Origin of the sequence: Streptacidiphilus sp. BW17, assembly GCF_041262485.1 — a bacterium.
Taxonomy (GTDB): domain Bacteria; phylum Actinomycetota; class Actinomycetes; order Streptomycetales; family Streptomycetaceae; genus Streptacidiphilus.
In genome coordinates, this window is sequence record NZ_JBGCCR010000012.1 from 1 (window position 1) to 19,223 (window position 19,223).

The following is a 19,223-nucleotide window of genomic DNA, read 5'->3' on the forward strand; positions in this document are numbered from 1 at the left end:
TCGATGAGCATGGTGCACCTGTCCCGTGGCATGAAGCGCCCGGCCTCGCCGCACCTGCTCTCCGAACCGGCCATCATCGCGGGCATCGCACGCGCCGCGCTGCCGCAGAGCAGCACGCCGTGGGAGTGGTACGTCGAGGACTACGACCGCGTCCGCGAGACCATGGCCCAGGTGCTGGACGGGTTCGAGGACTTCAACCGCCGGGTCCGGCTGCCGCTGGGTTTCCGGATCAAGCAGCCCGCGCGCGAGCTGGTCTTCCTCACCCCCTCCGGCCGGGCCGAGTTCTCCGCCGCGCCGCTGCCCGACGTCGTCCCTGCGCCCGGCATGCTGGCGCTGGGCACGATGCGCTCGCACGACCAGTGGAACACCACCATCTACTCGGACAACGACCGCTACCGGGGCGTCAAGAACCTGCGCACGCTGGTCTTCATGAACGCGGACGACATGCGTGAGCGCGGCATCACCGAGTTCGACCCGGTCGACATCGTCGCGACCGCGCGTGACGGCTCCAAGCGCTCGGTCCAGGGCTACCTGGCGATCCCGTACGACATCCCGCGCGGCTGCGCGGCCGGGTACATGCCGGAGATGAACGTGCTCTGCGCGATCGGCGACTACAGCACGCAGAGCGACCAGCCGATCATGAAGCACCTCAAGGTCACCGTGGTGCGCTCCGAGCCTATCCACGCACCGCCGGACCGGGCGGAGCCCGCGCACCTGGCCTGACCTGACCAAGTCGGCAACAGGCGAGCTTCGACCGGCCTCCGGAGTGCCGATGAACGTGGCCTACCAGGCGTAGATCCGATTCATGATCTCGTGGCGTGGTGCGCTCGGGTCGCAGCCCTTCGACGACGGTGAAACCGTCGACGTGCCGGGTTGAGGTGTGTGTCGCCCCTGTGTTCAGGAGTTGCTCGCACGGGCTCTGGGCGTCGGGGTCGGTCACAGTCCAGATCACGTACTGCAGTCCGACGTCGCCGGCGGGTATGGGCACCCTGTCGACTGGTGGCTCACTTCAGCCTCCATGGAGCATCCGGTCCAGCAGTGCGTAGGCACGCTGTTCCTCGGCGGCGAGCACGGCTGGGTCCACCCCGGCCTGCAGCAGTTCGCCGGCCGCCGCGTCGTCGGCCTCACGCAGTTCGACGACTGCGGCGGCGAGGCGCATCTGAGCCGGCTGGAGCGAGACGGCCCCGACCGCCTGCGGCCGTTCCGCACGGTCGCAGGCCTGGCGGCAGGCGAGCAGTGCTCGCTCCACGCGGACGGCGGCGCGGTCGCGCGCGACCAGTAGCGCGCACAGGAGGCCGACGCCGATGCCCAGCAGGCTGCTCAAGCCGCGGTCGAGGATCAGGTCCTCGGTCGAGGTCGGCGCGGCCAGTTCGCTCATCAGCAGTGCCAGCGGGGTGAGGAAGACAACGCCGAGCGCGTAGTTGCGCGCGACAAAGTATTCGAGTGAGAACTCCAAAAGCACGATCGCCATTGCGAGGACCGTCGTGTCCGGGCCGGCGGCCAGGACCGCGATGGCGATCAGCAGCCCTGCGAGCGTGCCGAGGGTCCGTTGCACGGCCCGCTGTGCGGTCGTGCGCAGGTTGACCGAGTGCAGCACGGCGGCTGCTGAGATCGCCGCCCAGTAGCCGTGTCCGAGACCGAGCGTCAGTGCCAGCCCGCCGGCCACGCCGGTGCCCAGCGCCATCCGCAGCGCAGGCACGATGAGAACAGCCAGATGACGGGAGTGGTCGGGCGCATGGCCCGTGATGAGTTCGGCCGCGCGAAGGCCGGCGGCGCCCTCGACGGGGGACCGACGGGTCCGGGCTGCGCACGAGCAGGCCCCGCCCGTCGCTTCTGGGACGGAGCGCAGACGAAGCTCGGCAAGCAGCACCGGCGATCGACGGCGCCCGTTGACCAGGAGACGGACCTGGGCGCGCAACTGCCGCGCGACCACGGCCCGCTCGAGCTGCGGCTGCCTCGCCGAGCTGATCAACAATGACCAGGACAGGTCCGCCAGCCGGACACAGACCCCACCACGTGCTTCCCGCTCGGCAGCTGTGGGCAGTTGGGCGCCCAGGGTGCGATACGCCTGCAGTACGGCAACGGTGGCCCGCTGCCGCGCGGCCGGTGCGACTTCGCCCGGCTCGCGGATGCCCACCACGTCGGCCACGGCCCGCAGGGCGGCGGCCACTGCGAGACGCTGTGGGCGATCGGGATGCCACAGCCACCCGACCAACGACAAGACCCACGCCGATGCCGCGCCAGCCGCCGCAACCCCGGTCTGTGGTCCGATGTCCGCGCCGGTGGCCGAGCCGTTCGCCGCGACCGCGAAGGAGAACAGGAGTAGGACCGCGCCCAGTCCGCTCAACCGGGCGGCATCGCAGGCGAACTTCGCCGTCCCCGCGACGGCGGCGGTGACGGCGATCACCACGACCGCGCCTTCTCCGCCCGCCGCGGGTCGGGCCAGCGCGGCGAGGGCCGACCCGGCGGCCACCGCCGTCGTCATGGCCAACGCCACGGCGGCCAGGACCCAAGCGCGCCGTCGGTAGGGCATGTTCCGGCCGAACGCCGTGGTGAAGGCCCCCAGCATCGCGTACACGGCGAGCCTGGACTGTCCGGCCAGTGCGATCGGCAGCGCCGGAATCGCCATGGCTGTGGCCGCGCGCACGGCGAACAGCAGGGCGCCGTCCACCGGCTGCAGTACCAGCACGCCCCGCGAGGACATCTCTCGCGCCAGCGCCCTCGCCAGGTGGACGCCGATACGTCCTGGCGCGGCGGAGGGTTGGCGGTGAGGAGCGGACATACCCGCTGTATACCAGGCCAGCCGCAGGTGGTCCGTGTCTACGGGAGTCAGGCCGCCGTCATCACGTTCCTGATCTGGCTGTGGCTTTGAGATCTGACTCTCCTCCTCGGCGCTGAGATCAACCCCGAGCTCGACCGTCAACGCGCCATCGACGACGGCCACCCGGCCGACCAGGAGCCGTACATGGCGCTGCGCAGTTCGGAGATGCTGCACACGGCCTCGGCCCCCGGCCTTCGGCGAGCGCCGGGGAGCCTAGAGTGAGCGTCCCCCTTGCGGCGCGGTGAACTGCTCCAGCAGGGATGGGAAGGTCCCGATCGCGTCCAGCGCGAGGGCGAGCTCGGCGACGATCACCGGGTCGTCCAGTGAGCCGCGTAGGTTCTCCTCCAGGCGGCGCATGCGATACCGCACGGTGTTCTCGTGGCAGTGCAGCACCTGTCCTGTCTCCGCGGCCGAGCCTCCCGCTGCGAGCCAGGCCTGCGCGGTGGTCAGCAGCCTCGCGCGTTCTTCCTCGGGTAGTGACAGCAGGCCGCCCAGCACGCGGTTGACGGTGTGTCGGGTGGCATCCAGGTTGGTCATCACCAGATCCCTGAGCGGGGTGTCGTCGAGTTGGCGGAGCGCCGCCGCCTGCGGCGGCAGGGACTCCAGGGCCACCTGGGCGTACTGCAGCGCCCTCTCGCTGTGGTCGAGCTGGTGGTAGACGGGGCTTACCCCGACGCGCCCGGTCGCGCACGCGCCGATCGCGTCCAGGATGAAGGCCATGGGAAGCGCGGGCAGGGAAAGGACGCCGATCTCATGCGCCGGCTGCGCTCGCCAGGCCGATCTGACCTTCAGGGCCCGCAGCTTGGACTCAAGGCCTGCCAGAGGCGGCTCGGAGGCCCTGACCACCTCAGCCGTCAGCACCACGAATGTGCCCTGGTACGGGAAATCCAGCATGTGGGCGATTTCCCACACGGAGCTACCGCCCGGCAGTTCCCCGTCTACGAGCGCGGCGACCAGGCCGGCGCGGCGGCGGGCTGTCTCCAGCATCTGCTCGGCCATCGCCTCACGGTAGGCGTCAGTGAGGGCAAGCGCGTAGACGTCCGACAGACCCCAGAGCCGCGTAGCCGCCGCGAGTAGCGCCCGCGTCGTGTGCTCGCCACGCGCCTGCGCCTCGGCCAGAAGCTGCTCCCAGAAGTAGACGAAGCTCAGGCGATACACCCGTAGGACCTCCGGCAGCGGCGCTCCCTGCAGGGCTCGCCGTCTGCCGGTCGCGCTCGGGGCCCTCACGTCGGCCGACTGTGCCGAAGGGGCGGTCAGATGCGCGAGGAGGAAGTCGACGCTGCCGCGCAGTCCCTTCAGGAGATCCTCCCGGCTGACCACGGCAGTGCGGTAGAACTCGATCTCCCGGACGATGAGATCGGCCATTGCGTCGACGAGCGAGTCGCGCCGCCCACGCAGTGAAGCGGCGATGTCGGCGAGCACGGGGTCGGAGGAAGCCGGATCGGGCACTCTTCGAGCCTAGGCCAGCGCCCCCGACACCGCGCGATCCTCGTCGCCGGGACACAGCGGACAGAAGTTCTCTGTGGTCGGCGACAGTGAACTGTGTCGCCGTCGCTATGGCTCGACCGGGCGCCCTTTCGCCATGATCGTCCGTATCTGCACACGGCATCGCATCCGTACATGGCACGAGGAGGAAAGGAGGGAAGGCGGCCAATGAGGAACCAGCGTCCACTACCTCGACCGCACACGCAGCCCCTCCCCGATGCCCCTACGCAGGGTTCCACCACTGACCGAAAGGCAAGCAGGAGTGCGCCACTGGCAGATGATCGACGCCTTGGTGGAGCAGGACCCGGACCTGATGGACGATGAGGACCTGAAAGCGATCGTCGCAGTGTTCGACTGACTGGATGTGGAGGTCCGCGGCACCCCTGCGCGCCGGGAACAGGCCGCGGCCCAGTGGCTGCTCGAACTCCACTGGCAGCAAAAGGGTCTGCTGTCCGAAGACACCGAGGCCGCCCTGCCCACGGCTCTGACCGACATCCGGGAGCATTTCGACCTGCGCGGCCGTGCCGCGCCGGCGGCACTTGAGCTACTCGACAGGCGAGGCGAGCGGATGCTCCTCGTCGACCCGGTCGATCCCGCGGACCGCTGAGGCGGACATCCCCGGCAGTCGACGCGCCGGCAACCGTGTCACGGCTGCTTGATGGCGGACACGTCGAACTCCAGCAGGACCTTGTCGCTGACCAGCGTGCCACCGCCCTCCCGGAGCGCATTCCGGGAGCTCCCGCCGAGCGCGCGGACGCGAGCCCGGACGATGCGGAACGACGCTGTGCCGGGCCGCCGTCTACGGCTGGGGCGTGGGGTGCGCCTCGGCGACGAGGACGGCCACGTCGTCGTGGTCGTCAGGATCCCGGAGCGTCTCCACCAGCCACCGGCAGGTCTCCTCCAGCGGTCTCAGCGAACCGTCGAGGACATCGAGCAGGGCAGTGAGCCGCTCGTCGATGGGCTGGTGCCGCGTCTCCACCAGGCCGTCGGTGTACAGGATCAGCCGGTCCCCGGGGCTGAACCTGAAGGCCGTGGCGTGGAAAGGGACCCCGCCGACGCCCAGCGGCGCTCCGGAGGGCAGGTCCAGCAGCTCGGGGCGGTGGCCGGCACGCAGCAGCACGGGCGGCAGGTGGCCCGCATTCGAGATCAGGCACTCGCCGCGCCGCGGGTCGTAGACCGCGTACAGGCAGGTGGCGATGTAGTGTTCCAGCCTGCCGGTGATCTTGTCGAGGTGTTGCAGCACCTGCTCCGGGGCCAGGTCCAGATCGGCGTAGGCGCGCGTTGCCGTCCGCAGACGCCCCATCGTCGAGGCCGCGTCGATGCCGTTGCCCATGACGTCCCCCACGACCAGTGCGGTTCGCTCGCCCCCCAGCGGGATGACGTCGTACCAGTCCCCGCCCACCTCGACCGAGGCCTGGGCGGGCTGGTAGAGGGAGGCGACGGCCAGGCCTGTGAGCTGCGGCGGCACGTCCGGCAGCAGACTGCGCTGCAGGGTCTCCGCAGCGTTGCGGACGCTCTCGTACCAACGCGCGTTGTCGATCGCCACCGCGGCGCGGGCCGCCAGCTCGCCCGCGAGCAGCACGTCGTCCTCGTCGAACGGGAGCGGATTACGGGCCCGCATCAGGTCGAGGGCACCGAGCACCTCGTTGCGGGCGATCAGGGGAACGGCGAGATAGGAGTGAACCCCGGCCCGGTCGAAGTCCGCCGCCGCCGCGCGGTCGCGTGCGATGCGCAGCAGGTCCACCGCGCCGACCTGGGCCACCAGGACCGGCCGCCCGGTGTGCACGCACTGGGTGATCAGGCGATCGGCCCCGTAGGTGGCGAACTCGCCGACCTGGTCCGCGGCGTCGGTGGCCTCCGTGGGGTAGGCGGACGCAACGGCCAGAGCCCGGAACAGCTCCGGGCCCTCGCTGCGATCCCCATTGCGGCGGAACGCGAGGACGGCATCAAGCACGTCCACGGCAGCCATGTCGGCGAGGTCGGGAACCGCCACCTCGACCAGCTCCTTGGCCGTCCGCTCCACCTCCAACGTCGAGCCCACCCGGGCCGAGGCGTCGGCGATCAGCACCAGCCGGCGCCGGACGCGCTCGGCCTCCATCGCCGCGCGGTGGCGCTCGCTGACATCGACGACCGAGTGCGCCACGCCCATCACCCGCCCCCCGGGCCCCTCGAGGCGGTAGTACGACACGGACCAGGCCTCGTCATGGCCGAGCCCGTCAGCCGTGCGGCCGACGAGGTACTGGTCGATCATCGGTACGCCGGTGCGCAGGACCTGCCGCAGCGCGGACTCGATCGTCTCGACATGCTGAAACGGCAGTATCTCGTGCGGGAGCCGACCGATGTGTTCGGCGGCAGGCACACCGGTGATGCGATCCAGGGCGGGGTTCACCAGCAGGTACCGCAGCTCGGTGTCCAACAGCCCGAGACCGATGGGGGATTGGGACACCAGACGTCGCGACAGTGCCAGTTCGGTCTCGACCTGCTTGAGCTTGCCCTGGTCCGCGGCGATCCCCAGCGCGTAGGCGCCGCCGGCTTCGTCCAGCAGCCGCATGTTGCGGAACTCCACCATGCGCGTACTTCCGTCCTTGTGTCTGATCGGAAACGCGCCGGCCCAGGTTGCGCCCGTGTTCAGTACCTCCGCGAACAGCCTGGCCACGAGATGGTGGTGGTCACCGCGGACCAGGATGTGGGCCGCGTGCCGGCCCAGCACCTCGGGCGCGGAGTAGCCGAAGACGTCCTCGGCCTGCGGGCTCCAGAACACGATCCGCCCGTTCCCGTCGACCACCACGGCCGCCACACCCAGCAGGTCCAGCAGTCCGCCAGGCGGCGCGGGCTCCGGGCCGGAGCCTTGATCGCTCTCCTGATTCGGTGGCGACTCATCTGCCGGCATTCGCAGCCTCCCTTCAGCAAGCCCCGCCCGAAAAATGTGAGATCGGCCGGTCCTTGCCTACATTTTGCGCCGCGTCCCCATGCCACACGATCTGACGGGAAGACGACTCGACGGGACGTCGACTTCCGGCCGGCGGCCTGCGGGGCCGAATAGTGGGGCGCGTCGAGGGCGCGCAGCATGGAGAACAGGTGGCAGAGAACGGGGACGCTGCCGTGAGAGTAGCGAGAGCGGGGCCCGCCGCGCTGGGCACTCGACCGTGGGCGGGCGGAGCTGTCCACCCGCCCACGTGTCTATCGCTGGAGCCACCAGAAGAGCAGGCCGACGGTGCCGGCGCCGGCTGCGTATCCGGCGCCGTTCACGGCGTTGCGCAGGGCGGCCCGCCCGTAGCGGCCCAGGGTGGTGCGCCAGCTCGAGGGGTGCTCTTTGGGCCCGGGTGGTGTCTGCGGGGTGGGTGCCATGTTGGTGCTCCTGGTCACGATTGAATGGCCTTGCGCTGTGCCTCCCGCTGGACGAGGCGGTCCTTCTCCCTGGTCTCGTGGAAGTAGAGCACTTCGCTGACGTCCGCGATCCGCACTCGGTCGCGTTGCGACTGGCGGCGAAGGGCGCTCGGTGCGGTGGCCGGGTCTGGGATCCTGCCGGGGTTGACGGCTTCCCGTGCCTGGCTTTCGGCTTGCTGCCACAGCTTCCGAAACTGCTCGGTGTCCCCGCCGAGGGCGTTGGCCAGGAATTTCACATCGCCCCAGTGCGGGACCGTCGTGGCGCCCCGGAAGGCCGCGTATCGGGTCTCAACGAGGCGCCAGCGCGTGGGCAGCACCCGGGTGTCCAGTCGGGTCCCGCCGGAGCGGATGTGGAGGATCTCCATGGCTGTGCGCAGGACGTGCAAAGCCTCGGACGCGCCAGGCTTGGCTGGCAGCAGGGTGGGGCGTGACGACCTGTCACGCAGCTTCTCGCCCTCCCATACAGCGCGGAGTGCCCTGAGGTCGGCGCCGAGGGCTTGGCCAAGCCGCTCCGTCAGGCTCCAAGACGGCAGGCGGTCTCCGTTCAGGACACGTGAAAGGAACGAGGGCGAGCAGCCCACACGCTCGGCGAGGATCCGCTGGGGCATTCTGGACCGTCGCGCCATCGCGGAGAGCTCGGGGGCGAGCCGGTTGAGGGACAGGCTGCTTGACGCGGCGGAAATCGTCGCCAGCTCGGCAGGCGCCTGGCCCGGGGGACCCGCGCCATCGGTGCGCTTCTCACCGGTGCGGCGACGCCGAAGCAGCTGCCCGAGGCGGTTGGCGACTTTGGATGGGGCGAACGTCTTGCGCACCGTTTCCGTGCTCTTGCCCAGGAGCTTGGCGATCTCTTTCCAAGAGGCGTTCTGGTAGGAGGCCCGGGAGACCAGGGCATCCATTACGCGGTCGAGCGTCTTTTGAACCTCGACCAGTTGCGGCAGCGCGTCGATGGCACGGCCGTCGTCCTGATTGATGCAGCGCGTCACCTGGCGCAGTCGATCATGCACGTCCTTGATGTGCTCGATGGTCAGTTCCATCTGCTCTGCCTGGAGTTCATGCTCCGCAGCGGCACGGGCCCGCGTGGGCGTCCGGGGTCCGTCACGGTGCCGGGCGCGTTCGGCGCCGGCCGCCTGGCGGCAGCGGGTGCCGCAGTAGAGGGGCGGGCGGCCAGTGGCCCGCCGCACTACCGGTAGTCCGCACATCCTGCACGTACCTGTGGCGTTCATCGGCTGCTCCCTGGCATCTCCGGCCGGAACGCGCGGCGGAGTTTCGTCGCCGCCGCAAGGTATCCGTCCGCCGTTCGATGCCCTCGCTTGCTGCGCTTCGGGAAGCGGAAGCAGGCTGCGCTGCGGCGGGGGCGATGGCTCCGCTGCCTGTCGCGCTCGCAGACAGGTGCCCGGAAGGAAGTTGGAGCGGCGGTGCGCGAAACGAACCAACTTTGCAGGTGCGTGCCCGTTTGGTTCATCGAGCCGTGGGTTTCGTCGCGACCGCTACGGTGGTACCCATCGGTGGGCTGCTGCGGCAACTTGCCTGGTGGCGGCCATGGGGAGCCTGGCAAAGGAGTCCTCCTGGTTGTCGGAGACAAAGGGGCGTGCGGGCCCACCCAGCGGTTGGATCAGAACCGCTGGGCCCGCCCGCCCTGCTTGATCGCGACCGTAGCCTCACGCTGAGTCGCAGGCGAACCGGCACATATCGCCTATCAATTCGCTTTTTCTGCATATGCCCAGGGAGTCTGCACAGAAGAAAGCGAAACATTGACCGCTCCCGTTGCGGAAAATTGCTCCAGCGCGGACTGCCTGCTAGTGGATCCGCGCAACCGCCTGCATCCGCATCACCCCAGTGCACGGACTGCGGCCCGCCGCAGCCGACTTGGGCACCTGGCCAGGCGGTGGTGTCACCGCCTTCCTGAGCCCCGAGAACCCGGACGCGCCCGCGGACCCGCCAGGCCAGCAGCTCGGCCTGGTCGAGCTCCACGAAGACGAACCCCCGCAGCTCCTCGGCCGGCAGCCGAATACCGGTGACGTCCTGCGGGGTCAGCACGCCCCTGTCGGAGACGGTGATGACGCCCTCGCAGCGCTCCCGGCGCGGAGGCACTCAGCCCGCCGCAAGGATCCGCTCCGGCCGACAGGACAGGCCCAGCTCCTGCTCGACCTCCCGGACTGCGGCCTCGCGGCGGGGACTCATCCGCTTCGACGTCCCCGCCGGGGACCTCCCACGGGCCTTTATATGGCACCCCCGCCTGCATGCTGACGCTACTTCAGCCAGACCCACTCGTGATGTCACCTGAAGTTGGCACCTTCGTCAGACGCCGACAGTACGCGGTCAGCGGCTACACGGACAGCGCGATTGCCGAGCGACTGGGCATGAGTCTGCGCAGCGTGACCAACCACGTGCGCTGGGCCGCCGACTTCTTCGGCGGTCGGAGCCGGGCCCAGCGCGCCTGTCTGCGGGCGCAGGGAGGATACCTCGAACAGGGCTGACGGGATGGTGGGTGCATTTTGCTAGAAGGTGCCCTCTATCTCCTTCGTCGCGCTGCTGTGGGCGCGTGGTCGAGAGTGCCGTCGCGAAGCGTCTTGCGGGGTGTCGTCGGTGGATACCGGGGCGCTGCGGCTGCTGCCAGCGGCGGTGTTCGCGGCTCTGTGCACCGGGCCGGGGCCGACACAGGCGTCGTCCCCGGCTTGGCCGAGATGACCCGTGGTGGTTAGAGGACCAGTCCTGTGGCCGTGCCCCAGGCGGTCAGGACCGCGGGTCCAGTCAGCCGTGTGGTGCTGTCCGCCAACACTGTGACGTGCAGGTCGCCGCCGGGTAGCCGGACCGTGTAGTCGCCCGGCTCGGTCACGTCGTTGCGGTGGCGCCAGGCTGCCACAACGGCGCAGGCCCCGGTGCCGCAGGATTTGGTCTCACCGACACCTCGCTCATGGACTCGCACCGCCAGCGTCCCGTCGGGCTGCAGCACGACGAACTCGACCGTCACGCCGTCGGGGAAGGTGCCCGCTGGGTCGATCCGAGGCGGAGTGAGCAGGTCACCAGCTTCGGCGAGGTCGTCCACGAAGGCGACGGCATGCGGGTTCCCCATGTCCACTGCCGTGCTTGGCCACGTTCGCTCCCCAGCGGTCACCCGGACCGGCCCGGTGGCGGGCAGGATCGGGGTCCCCATCTCAACAGTGATCTGGCCCGCGCCAGTGGCTAGGTGCAGGGTCCGGGTGCCGACCCTGGTGGCGACAACCAGCGGCCCTGCGCCGAGACGCTGTGCCTCTGCGAGCCAGCGTGCGAAAACGCGGATGCCGTTGCCGCACATCTGGCCCTGGCTGCCGTCGGCGTTCCAGTAGTCCATGAACCACTCTGCTGCGTCGCCCATGTCGCGTGAATCCGGGTGTGCGGCCGAGCGGACCGCGCGCAGTAGTCCGTCTGCGCCCACCCCGCGCCGACGGTCGCACAATCGCCGTACCAGCTCCGAGGTCAGATCGAGATCGTTGTCCGGGTCCGGTAGCACGATGAAGTCGTTCTCCGCGCCGTGACCTTTCCACCACCTAAGCGTGTCGGCCACTACTCGGTCCCCGGATCCGTGCCGCAGGTGCACTGGTTGCAGACACACGGCGTGTCGGCAGGGCCACCTGCGGTGTGGTCTGGGCCAGGGGATTCCCGGCCTGGACAGTGTTCATGCCGCCTCTCGCGGCGGGGCGTGGTGGTGGAGCTCTTGGGCGCGTCCGGGTCAGCGCGTCCGGAGGAAGACGCGCGGCAAGCGGCGTCAGTGGAGGAGCCCTGCTCGGTGCACAGGCGCAGCCAGGCGACCTGTCCCTGTGCGGTGTCCTCCAGGCCGAAGGTATCGCCGTTGGTCAGGACCCGGAGAAGCTCATCCCAGTGCTCACGAGCGGCTGGAGTGACCTCGACCTCGACCCGCAGCCCGGAGTGCTCTTGGACGGTTCTGGCCGTAGTACGCGCCAGTGCGCTGAGTCGCTCCCGCGCGTGCTCGGCTGCCGCCTGCCGGCTGCGGCTCATTGTGGGTCCCGTCCGTTCCGCTTGCGACTACTAACCGTAGTTCTAGTTAACTAGATTCAAGCTAGTGGACTAGATTGTCAATCGAGTGCAGGACCGGCGGACCAAGGACGCGGCACATGGTTGACGACCAATCAGCGCAGGTGGCCCCTTATCTGCATGTGGCTGCCCGGATGCGCCTCTGGATCGCTGACGGCTCCTGGGGGGTCGGTCATCGACTCCCGTCCCGGGCCGAGCTCGGTGCCGCTATGGGCGGAGTCGGCGAGAACGTGGTCCGCCGCGCCCAGGAACTCCTGATCTCCGAGGGACTGCTTGAGGGCCGCGCCGGATCCGGAACCTACGTGAGCGCTCCGCGCACACAGCGCCGGTTGCTGCGGAGCGCGGCCCGTGGCCGAAGCGGTGGGGGACTATTCAAGGCAGAGATGGCTGCGCTTGGGATGGTCGGCACCTGGGAGTCGCACAGCGAGGCAAAGACGCCTGCCCCCGCCGGGATCGCGGCCCGGCTCGGCATCGCCGAGGGCGAGCTGACTGTGCGGACCCGGTACGAGTTCCTGGCCGACCGACAGCCCGTCATGCTTTCCGCGAGCTGGGAGCCGATGGCCGTTACCGGGGGGACGGTTGTCGTGCTGCCCGAGGGCGGCCCACTGGCCGGGGCCGGCGTTGTCGCGCGCATGGCCCACATCGGCATCACGGTCACCCGCGCGGTCGAGATTCCACGGCCCGCCCAGGTCGACCGGGAGCAGGCACTGCAGCTCGGAGTCCCGGCGGGCACCGCGGCGACCCTGATCGAGCGCACCTACTTCGCTGGCGATGGCACGGCGGTGGAGACCGCGGACATCCTCGTCCCGGATCTGGGCTGGCAGATCGCCTACGAGCTGCCGGTCTTCGGCAGCGGGGACTGAGCACACGTCAACAACCGGTTCCCCGCAGGGTGGGAGTAGCCCGTTCGCTTGTGGGGGCCGCGTCAACTTCGGAATCATGGGCCGGTCGAATTGATCGGGGGAGGACCACACGATGCCTAACACACCCAGCCACGGACCACTCGACCAGGCCATGAAGGCCATCGGATCGCCGACGGTCGGAAACGTCCTGGCCGTCGTCGGACTGATCACCCCATTCGTCGGGCTGTTCAGCCACCTGGTCAACCTGAAAGTGCTGTTCGTGGTCGAGACGGTGGTGGTCCTGCTGCTGTTCGCCACCCTGTTGTGGACTCGGTCGGCGTATCTTCAGCTGCGGCGTGCGAACACCAAGTTGATGAGCGACGGCCATTTCTTCGACCTGATGCGCTCTCAGCTCGAGCAGGACCTCATCGACAACTTCGGCGACATCGCCGACGGCCACCTGCAGGTTTACGCGACTGAGGTCGCCCGCCTGTCGGTGATGCTCTTCGCCACACTCCAGTCCTCCCAGTCCCAGCCGCGCCGGGTGCTGGCCGCGGACCTCACGACCTCACCCAACCTGCTCACCCAGCGGCGGGAGTATCTGAACGCGAACCGCCGCTTCATCGAGGACGGCGGCCAAGTCAACAGGCTGTTCATCTGTTACCTCGCTGACCTGGCGCGCGAGGACTATGCCCGCCGTCTCCTGGAACTCGTCGACCACCACCGCAGCCTTGGCGTCACCTGCGGCATCGCCGTCCGCGACCGGCTGCGCGCAGATCAGGCCGTCGACTTCGTCGTCTTCTCCGCCGCCGCCGTCCTGGTCGAAGAGGAACAGGGCGACGCCGACTACACCCGAGGTCGCAGCTCGGTGTACTTCCGTCAGGTCGAGCGCTGGACCGGCCGGTTCGAGTCCGTTTGGGGACACGGCAGTGCATCCGCCACCTTCACACTCCAGGGCTATGAGGCCGCTGTTCGCCCCATGCTGATCAGCGGCGCCCAGTGGGACGGGATCAAGGCCAAGGCCGCCACTGGCCTGTAGCCCGAGCTCCTGACTGCTGCCCCTGCCGGCTCGTCCCGGCGGGGGCAGCTGTGTCCGGACACGATAGTTCGCGAGGCCCGCGCGAGAGCTCGCAGGTCACGAGGTGGCCGGACATCGTAGTTTGCGAGCCCAGGACGCGACGGTTTGCGGATCGCTACACGGCGACAGTTCTCCTGCTGCGGATGTCCCGCGTCAACTTGCTGACATGATTTGGCGGCCGGGAAAGTTGGGGACGAAGGGTCGGCGGCTCCGGTGTGGACGTCGTGGGGCCGGTTCCAGGCCAGGGCCTCGTGCGGGCGGACGGTGTTGTACTCGCTCCGGTAGTCCTCGGCGTGGCGGACCAGTTCGAGGGCGTCGGGGATCTCCTCCAGGAACAGCTTCTCGTACTTCAGCGAGCCGAAGCCGCGCTCGCGGGAACCGTTCTGGCCCGGTGCGCGGACTCGGGTGCGCACGTGCCGCAACTCCGGATGGGTGGCGATGAACGCCTCGAACCGGAACGAGCGGAACGGGCTGCCGTTGTCCGTCACGATCGTGACCAGCGGCTGGACGGCGCCCTCGTCGTCGCGGCGCCAGATCGACCAGCCGGTGCCCGGCCAGGCGCTCGGCCTCGGCCAGGGCGAGCTCGATCGCTGCGATCGCGTCGTGCTGGTTCGCGGTCGGGGCCACGTGCCAGCCGAGTTCGTACTTCGACCAGTAGTCCCGGCAGCCGGCCAGACACCAGACGCCGCCTGAGGTGGTTTCGAACTCGGAGAAGTCCAGCTGCCACACCTGGTTCGGGCCGGTCGGCTCGGTCGCGAACGCCGCCTTGCGCCGGGCGGCGAGCTGCCTGCGTTCGCGCTGGTAGTTCGCCTCCAGCAGCAGGCCCTCGTCCCGCAGAAGCCGCAGCACCGTCGCCTGCGACACATCGTGGCCGTCATGACGGCACATCGCCCAGACCTTCCGATGGCCCCACGCCGAATGCGCGAGCGCGTGCCGGCGAGCGGCTTCCCGCACCCGTTCCTGGGCAGGACGCGGCCACGGCCCCCGCGGCTCGGCCCCACGACGAGCGCGCGCCTGATGACGGCGCCAGGTCTGCTCGGGACACCGATCAACCTGTAGAACCTCGCGGTCGGCATGCCCGCGTCCAAGCGGATCACCTCAGGGTCTTCGAAGGGCCCAGCCGGCCCTCCGCGGACTTCTTCCACACCCGCAGCTCGACCGCCGCCTCGCCCAACGCCTGAGTCAAGTCGGCCACCTGGGCCTCAAGTTGCTGTTCGCGGCTACTGGGCCCGGACTTCCCGGGCTAGCCCGGCCCGATCTGACTCCAGGAACTGCCGCTTCCAGTTCCCGATCGACTGCTCGGACACCTGCGCCCGCCTCGCGGCCTCGGCGACCGTTATCTCACCGGCCAGGATCGAAAGCACGATCCGGACCTTCTCCTCCGGCGGCACCGCCGCTGGCCTCGCCATGAACGATCAGACTCCTTCACGCAGCAGGACCCGCAAGAAACGAGCCCTGCCACATAGTCTGACGCGCGACACGGATAGCCCTGGTCAGAAGGCTGAGTCGTCCCGCCCCGGGCTGCACTCGCAAGCCACCCTGTCTAACCGCGAACTACCGTCTCCGGTCGCAGCAGCAACCTTTTCGCCAGAGGACTCCCTAATCCAAAGCTAGTTAACTAGAATCACGCTGGGTGTCGGGCATGTCCTTGTGCCTCTTTCCGCGATGCCCTTCCCATCTCTGTTGGAGCCCCGCGATGCCCTTGTGGTTAGTGACCGCCGTCGCCGGCGTTGCCCTCCGCCAGGCCGACCGCCTGTGGCAGGCGGCCCAGCGCCCTGGCCACGGCGGGCTGCCCGCTCTCATGCGACACCAGCGCGCCCGCAGCAACGACATCACCCCGGCCCTACTGATGGCCGGTCAATGGACCCAGATCGCCGGCTGCTGGATGCTAGCCGACCAGCTAGGACCGCTCGGCTGGTGTGCGGCGGCGATCGGTGTTGCCGTCCAGCTCCGACACCTGCAAGAGGTCTCGCACTTCGCGGTCCACGGCGCGCTCACCCGCACCAGGCGGGTCGGCACGCTCCTGAGCGAGGCGCTCGTGCACCACCCGCTCGGCTTCGTTCCGCTGACCGTTCGAAGGCATCGGCACGTGCGCGACCACCACCCCAACGCCACCGTGGCAGGCATTGACCCGAACCTCGCCGAGCTCACCGACGCGGGACTGACCGTTGGGGTCGGCGCCGGGCGCTTCGCCCTCTCGCTCATCCACCCGCTTACCCCTCGCGGCGCCGCAGCCAACATCTCTGCGCTGGCCCGGAACCTGCGCCCCGTGCCCGGCTCGCGGCTGCGTGCCGTCACCGTCGCGCTCGTACTCGCCCTTGCCTACACCGTGGGTGGCTGGTCCGCCGTCGTCTTCGGCTGGCTGATCCCGCGCCTACTGCTCTACCCGCAACTCGCCTGGTTGAGCCTGCTGGTCGAACACACCTGGTTCGACCCCGCTTCCGCCCCGCCCGGAGCAACCCACGCCGAGCTCGAAGCAGGCCGCTGCCTGCGCCTCTACCCGCGCAACCGTATCTTGGCCGTGCTAGCCGCCTCGACCTGGCTCCCGTACGGCGACCTGCACCACTTCGCGCACTCCGCCCACCCCGGCGTGCGCTGGAACCACCTGCCAGCCTTGGAGAGGCAGCTCGGGCTGCCATATTACGCCCCCGGGGCTCTCATGCTCGGTGCCAGTTCCGTCGTCGGCCGCCACCGCCAAGCGCTCCAGGCTAAGCCGGAGCCGCACCGGGCGCTGGGGCCACTTGCCACGTCAGCGACCAAATAACCCATGGGTCGCTGACGTGGCAAAGTGGACCGGCCCGCAATGGCTGGGCCCCGGGAACGCTACTCCGGATGGATTCGTCCCCGTCCTGAGCTGCAGCAGAGATACGGGCAGCCCGCCCACCGGATGCCGCTGAACGAAGGTGAATGGAACTGGAACTGCACCTACGAAGGGGAGGGCGATGCGGCTGCCACCGTGTCGTCCAGGTTGACCGATGGGATCTGGGCACCAGCGGTGGGACGAGAACTGATGGTGTCTACGACGGGCGCAAGCGCGTTGTACATCCGGGTGGCCTCGGGCTGGTTATCCCCAGTGTTCATGACTCCACCGTGTGCTTCCCGATCGAGTGCTTCCAGGTAGGAGACCAGCTCGGGTCCGGTCAACTGGTAGGTTTTGACCTTCCCTTCGGTATGCGCCACGGTGACGTTGTCCATGGAACCGTCATACGCCTTTGTCTCGTTCCACAGGTCACTGGTGCACGTGACGCGGAACGCTTGAACGCCAGCTGCCTTGAGAAGTCGTGCCTTCTGTTGCGGCGGTGACTTGACCTCCATGGCCGAGCAACCGGCCAGCAGAGCGACCGTACCTGCAAGCACGGCGGCAATGACGTAGCGGTGCGTGGACTGGATGGTCATGCGGCGACTGCTGCGGCCTTGACGTGATACATCGCGATGGCGGCTTCCAAGGTCTCGGCCAAGAAGCCCAGCCGGAAAGGCTGCCCGGTTCCCACTCGTACCGTGCCTTTGCCCGGACGGCGGACACCCGCCTCGCGAAGGATCTTGCTCAGCTCGGAGCCCAGCGCCTGTGGAGTCATTCCCAGAGCCTCGGCGAGATTGGCGCTGTACATCTTGCCTCCAGCCTGAACTACGCACTTGTGGGCTCGAATTAGCAGATCGGGCGCGTGAGATGGCGTCTGGGACTGCGAGGAGGCGGGTACCGCGGGTAGTTCCAGTGCTGCGACAGGGCCAAGGATGAGAGGTTCTTGCATACAGACCTCTGCTTCTGCCTCCGTCTCGGGGGCCTGTCGAGGAGCGGGCATCGTCGGAATCGGGGGGAAGGCCAGCCCGATGTATACGCGTCCGAGATCCGCATGGGCCTTGGCAGTGAGGTAGTCGCCCCGGTCAAGGGCGGTCTGGGCGTCGCGGGCGAGGTCAATCGCGATCTTGGCTGAAGTTTCACGCTCGTCGGGCGGCAGTGCGTTCATAGGCTGACAAACGCCTGCCTCATTCATTAGCAACGATTACAACGCCTTTTAATTGCAAGCGGCTTCAGCGGGGAGTGCGCAGAATCGATTCCATCAGAGCCGAGACCAACCATCCCTCTGGGCGCACGGGGTACTGCCGCACGCTGGGGGCGTGCGGAGGCGCGCGTGACGATCAGTGGACTCGCCGATCACCCCAGACGTGGTGCCGGACACAGTCAGCGCGATCGAGATCGGCTCCGCCACAACCTTCACCCCGTCAACCTCGTGCACAACTACGGACACGGCAGCGACGGCTTCGCCCTGTCCGGGGGCTGCGCTGCTGAGGTCAAGCCCCTTGTCCGGTTGCGTCGTGGGAGGTGGTGTGGGGTTTCCACGTGATCCAGGATTTGTTCCAGAATCGGGTTGGTGCCTGCATAGTTGAACGGCCACCGGCTGATCTTCGAGGTGTCGAAGCCCGAAGGAGACCAGCACGATGACCGCATCCGACAGTCTGCCCCTGCAGGAGCTCTTCGAGACCAACCTCGCCTCGGTGAGTCGAGCGTGCCTGAAAGATCGTGTGAGTCCGTGATGTGACAGTCTCGCCGAGGGCTCGGCCCCGGTCCTGTGGCAAGGCGGGACGATCAGTCATGGCGGACAAGACCGAGCCGGTCGAAGAATTGGCCGAAGACGTGTTGGTGGACGAGGTCGTCGAGCGGCGGACGGACCGCGCGGATGCCTGCGGGGTGGCCCTGCTGGGAGGGCGGGCTGCTGACGGAGATCACCAGGGCCGTGCTGGAGCGGGCCCTGGAAGCGGAAATGACCGAGTACCTCGGCTACGAGAAGCATGACCCTGCCGGCCGTGGGGCGGCAACTCCGCGACGGACCCTTCGGTGGGGATCAGGGTCGGCTCCTTGTTCGCTGCCATGCTGGGCTCCGAGTTCGGCTCGTTCGGGGTGTTCAGCTCTGCGCGCCAAAGGGGCGCAGGCTGAACCAGGTCCACTTTCCGTCTGGGCGGACCAGGTGGCCCCACGCCTCGCTGAGGGACTCCATCAGGTGCAGGCCACGGCCCGACTCCGCGTCGAGGCTCGGGCGTTCGGCCGACTCCGCCGGGACGTTTGTGCTGCTGTCGTGGACGGCGCAGATGAGGCGGCCGGTGGGCGGGTGGTGCTGGATCACCACGCGCACCTCTTCGGTGTCGGTGTGCTCGACCGCGTTGGCCACGGCCTGATGCAGGACCAGCTCGATGCCCGGTCCCGCGCCGAGGAACGCCACCGGGAGGTGACCGGCGCGGAGGGGAGGGTACGCACCCGCGCCGAGCGCCGGCACTGGCGACCGCTGGCCACCACGATGGGTCGCGTCGAGGTGACGCGGATCGCCTACCGGGCCCGGAGAGCCGCGAACCTGCACGTTGCGGACGCCGAGCTGGCGCTGCCCGGACACCTGTACTCCCGGCCGCTGCAGCGTGCGGTGGTCCACGAGGCGGCCCCCGGGTCCCTGCGCGCCGCCGCCCAGGGCCTGCGGTGTGCCACCGGGCGGAAGCCGCCGAAGAGGCTGACCTTGCCGAGCTTGCCGAAGTCGGACGTGGCCACCGGGTTGTGCGGCAGGACCGGGACGGTTCGATGCTCAAGATGCTG

At 68.9% G+C, this 19,223-nt stretch carries 19 protein-coding genes and 1 pseudogene; 7 read left to right on the plus strand and 13 right to left on the minus strand.

The annotated features are described in order from the left end of the window. Positions 1-723 (plus strand): molybdopterin dinucleotide binding domain-containing protein (locus ABH940_RS16755; RefSeq protein WP_370105517.1); only part of this gene is annotated, 723 nt, incomplete at its 5' end. Between the two features lie 286 nt (positions 724-1,009). Here the strand turns inward: ABH940_RS16755 and ABH940_RS16760 are convergent. Continuing rightward, a complete protein-coding gene (locus ABH940_RS16760; RefSeq protein ID WP_370105518.1) occupies positions 1,010-2,782 on the minus strand; it encodes an FUSC family protein in 1,773 nt (590 codons plus the stop codon). 252 nt (positions 2,783-3,034) lie between these two features. Beyond that, positions 3,035-4,270 carry a PucR family transcriptional regulator gene (locus ABH940_RS16765; RefSeq protein ID WP_370105519.1) on the minus strand — a complete coding sequence of 412 codons (1,236 nt, stop codon included), beginning with the start codon at positions 4,268-4,270 and terminating at the stop codon, positions 3,035-3,037. 400 nt (positions 4,271-4,670) lie between these two features. On the opposite strand from ABH940_RS16765, the gene ABH940_RS16770 reads away from it, so the two are divergent. Continuing rightward, positions 4,671-4,913, plus strand: a complete 243-nt coding sequence (locus ABH940_RS16770) for a hypothetical protein (RefSeq protein ID WP_370105520.1) — start codon at positions 4,671-4,673, stop codon at positions 4,911-4,913. Between the two features lie 192 nt (positions 4,914-5,105). Here ABH940_RS16770 and ABH940_RS16775 read toward each other — a convergent pair whose 3' ends face one another. The 3 genes from ABH940_RS16775 to ABH940_RS16785 all read right to left on the minus strand — a co-directional run bounded on the left by ABH940_RS16775 (position 5,106) and on the right by ABH940_RS16785 (position 8,727). Further along, positions 5,106-7,196: a SpoIIE family protein phosphatase gene (locus tag ABH940_RS16775; protein ID WP_370105521.1), complete on the minus strand. Its 2,091-nt coding sequence runs from the start codon at positions 7,194-7,196 to the stop codon at positions 5,106-5,108. A 290-nt stretch (positions 7,197-7,486) separates the two neighbouring features. Continuing rightward, positions 7,487-7,654 carry a hypothetical protein gene (locus tag ABH940_RS16780; protein ID WP_370105522.1) on the minus strand — a complete coding sequence of 56 codons (168 nt, stop codon included), beginning with the start codon at positions 7,652-7,654 and terminating at the stop codon, positions 7,487-7,489. Positions 7,655-7,668: 14 nt separating this feature from the next. Next, complete coding sequence (locus ABH940_RS16785) at positions 7,669-8,727, minus strand: helix-turn-helix domain-containing protein (RefSeq protein ID WP_370105523.1); 1,059 nt, start codon at positions 8,725-8,727, stop codon at positions 7,669-7,671. 1,239 nt (positions 8,728-9,966) lie between these two features. Here ABH940_RS16785 and ABH940_RS16790 point away from each other — a divergent pair. Then, positions 9,967-10,170, plus strand: a complete 204-nt coding sequence (locus ABH940_RS16790) for a hypothetical protein (protein ID WP_370105524.1) — start codon at positions 9,967-9,969, stop codon at positions 10,168-10,170. A gap of 221 nt (positions 10,171-10,391) precedes the next feature. On the opposite strand, the gene dapF is transcribed toward ABH940_RS16790, so the two are convergent. Continuing rightward, positions 10,392-11,237 carry a diaminopimelate epimerase gene (gene dapF / locus ABH940_RS16795; protein ID WP_370105525.1) on the minus strand — a complete coding sequence of 282 codons (846 nt, stop codon included), beginning with the start codon at positions 11,235-11,237 and terminating at the stop codon, positions 10,392-10,394. 568 nt (positions 11,238-11,805) lie between these two features. On the opposite strand from dapF, the gene ABH940_RS16800 reads away from it, so the two are divergent. Together ABH940_RS16800 and ABH940_RS16805 are read left to right on the plus strand one after the other, a co-directional pair. Continuing rightward, complete coding sequence (locus ABH940_RS16800) at positions 11,806-12,588, plus strand: GntR family transcriptional regulator (protein ID WP_370105526.1); 783 nt, start codon at positions 11,806-11,808, stop codon at positions 12,586-12,588. A gap of 112 nt (positions 12,589-12,700) precedes the next feature. Continuing rightward, the gene (locus ABH940_RS16805; RefSeq protein ID WP_370105527.1) at positions 12,701-13,606 is read left to right on the plus strand and encodes a hypothetical protein; all 906 of its coding nucleotides are present in this window, start codon (positions 12,701-12,703) and stop codon (positions 13,604-13,606) included. Here ABH940_RS16805 and ABH940_RS16810 read toward each other — a convergent pair. Continuing rightward, on the minus strand, positions 13,525-14,133 hold the full coding sequence (locus ABH940_RS16810) for an integrase core domain-containing protein (RefSeq protein WP_370105528.1): 609 nt from the start codon (positions 14,131-14,133) through the stop codon (positions 13,525-13,527). The genes ABH940_RS16805 and ABH940_RS16810 overlap by 82 nt on opposite strands. Here ABH940_RS16810 and ABH940_RS16815 point away from each other — a divergent pair. Then, positions 14,078-14,338, plus strand: coding sequence for a hypothetical protein (locus ABH940_RS16815; RefSeq protein ID WP_370105683.1), 261 nt, complete (start codon positions 14,078-14,080; stop codon positions 14,336-14,338). The two genes, ABH940_RS16810 and ABH940_RS16815, sit on opposite strands and share 56 nt — an antisense overlap. Before the next feature lie 132 nt (positions 14,339-14,470). On the opposite strand, the pseudogene ABH940_RS16820 reads toward ABH940_RS16815, so the two are convergent. Both ABH940_RS16820 and ABH940_RS16825 read right to left on the minus strand, forming a co-directional pair. After that, positions 14,471-14,599: pseudogene (locus ABH940_RS16820) on the minus strand (hypothetical protein); the annotation flags it as partial. 266 nt (positions 14,600-14,865) lie between these two features. Then, on the minus strand, positions 14,866-15,054 hold the full coding sequence (locus tag ABH940_RS16825) for a transposase (RefSeq protein ID WP_370105529.1): 189 nt from the start codon (positions 15,052-15,054) through the stop codon (positions 14,866-14,868). A gap of 287 nt (positions 15,055-15,341) precedes the next feature. On the opposite strand from ABH940_RS16825, the gene ABH940_RS16830 reads away from it, so the two are divergent. Then, on the plus strand, positions 15,342-16,409 hold the full coding sequence (locus ABH940_RS16830; protein ID WP_370105530.1) for a fatty acid desaturase: 1,068 nt from the start codon (positions 15,342-15,344) through the stop codon (positions 16,407-16,409). Between the two features lie 161 nt (positions 16,410-16,570). Here the strand turns inward: ABH940_RS16830 and ABH940_RS16835 are convergent, their stop codons facing one another. The 4 genes from ABH940_RS16835 to ABH940_RS16850 all read right to left on the minus strand — a co-directional run bounded on the left by ABH940_RS16835 (position 16,571) and on the right by ABH940_RS16850 (position 19,029). Continuing rightward, positions 16,571-17,041: a hypothetical protein gene (locus ABH940_RS16835; RefSeq protein ID WP_370105531.1), complete on the minus strand. Its 471-nt coding sequence runs from the start codon at positions 17,039-17,041 to the stop codon at positions 16,571-16,573. After that, positions 17,038-17,610, minus strand: a complete 573-nt coding sequence (locus ABH940_RS16840; RefSeq protein ID WP_370105532.1) for a hypothetical protein — start codon at positions 17,608-17,610, stop codon at positions 17,038-17,040. Before ABH940_RS16840 ends, ABH940_RS16835 begins: the two co-directional genes overlap by 4 nt. Positions 17,611-18,230: 620 nt before the next feature. Then, positions 18,231-18,371 (minus strand): hypothetical protein, encoded by a 141-nt coding sequence (locus ABH940_RS16845; protein ID WP_370105533.1) that lies wholly within the window; start codon positions 18,369-18,371, stop codon positions 18,231-18,233. A gap of 175 nt (positions 18,372-18,546) precedes the next feature. Continuing rightward, the gene (locus tag ABH940_RS16850; protein WP_370105534.1) at positions 18,547-19,029 is read right to left on the minus strand and encodes an ATP-binding protein; all 483 of its coding nucleotides are present in this window, start codon (positions 19,027-19,029) and stop codon (positions 18,547-18,549) included. Between the last annotated feature and the right edge of the window lie 194 nt (positions 19,030-19,223).

Coding starts and splice junctions, on each gene's coding strand:
- ABH940_RS16760 (WP_370105518.1), bottom strand. CDS start 2,782: ATGTCCGCTCCTCACCGCCAACCCTCCGCCGCGCCAGGACGTATCGGC.
- ABH940_RS16775 (WP_370105521.1), bottom strand. CDS start 7,196: ATGCCGGCAGATGAGTCGCCACCGAATCAGGAGAGCGATCAAGGCTCC.
- ABH940_RS16780 (WP_370105522.1), bottom strand. CDS start 7,654: ATGGCACCCACCCCGCAGACACCACCCGGGCCCAAAGAGCACCCCTCG.
- ABH940_RS16785 (WP_370105523.1), bottom strand. CDS start 8,727: ATGGAACTGACCATCGAGCACATCAAGGACGTGCATGATCGACTGCGC.
- ABH940_RS16790 (WP_370105524.1), top strand. CDS start 9,967: ATGTCACCTGAAGTTGGCACCTTCGTCAGACGCCGACAGTACGCGGTC.
- ABH940_RS16800 (WP_370105526.1), top strand. CDS start 11,806: ATGGTTGACGACCAATCAGCGCAGGTGGCCCCTTATCTGCATGTGGCT.
- ABH940_RS16805 (WP_370105527.1), top strand. CDS start 12,701: ATGCCTAACACACCCAGCCACGGACCACTCGACCAGGCCATGAAGGCC.
- ABH940_RS16825 (WP_370105529.1), bottom strand. CDS start 15,054: ATGGCGAGGCCAGCGGCGGTGCCGCCGGAGGAGAAGGTCCGGATCGTG.
- ABH940_RS16830 (WP_370105530.1), top strand. CDS start 15,342: ATGCCCTTGTGGTTAGTGACCGCCGTCGCCGGCGTTGCCCTCCGCCAG.
- ABH940_RS16835 (WP_370105531.1), bottom strand. CDS start 17,041: ATGACCATCCAGTCCACGCACCGCTACGTCATTGCCGCCGTGCTTGCA.
- ABH940_RS16840 (WP_370105532.1), bottom strand. CDS start 17,610: ATGAACGCACTGCCGCCCGACGAGCGTGAAACTTCAGCCAAGATCGCG.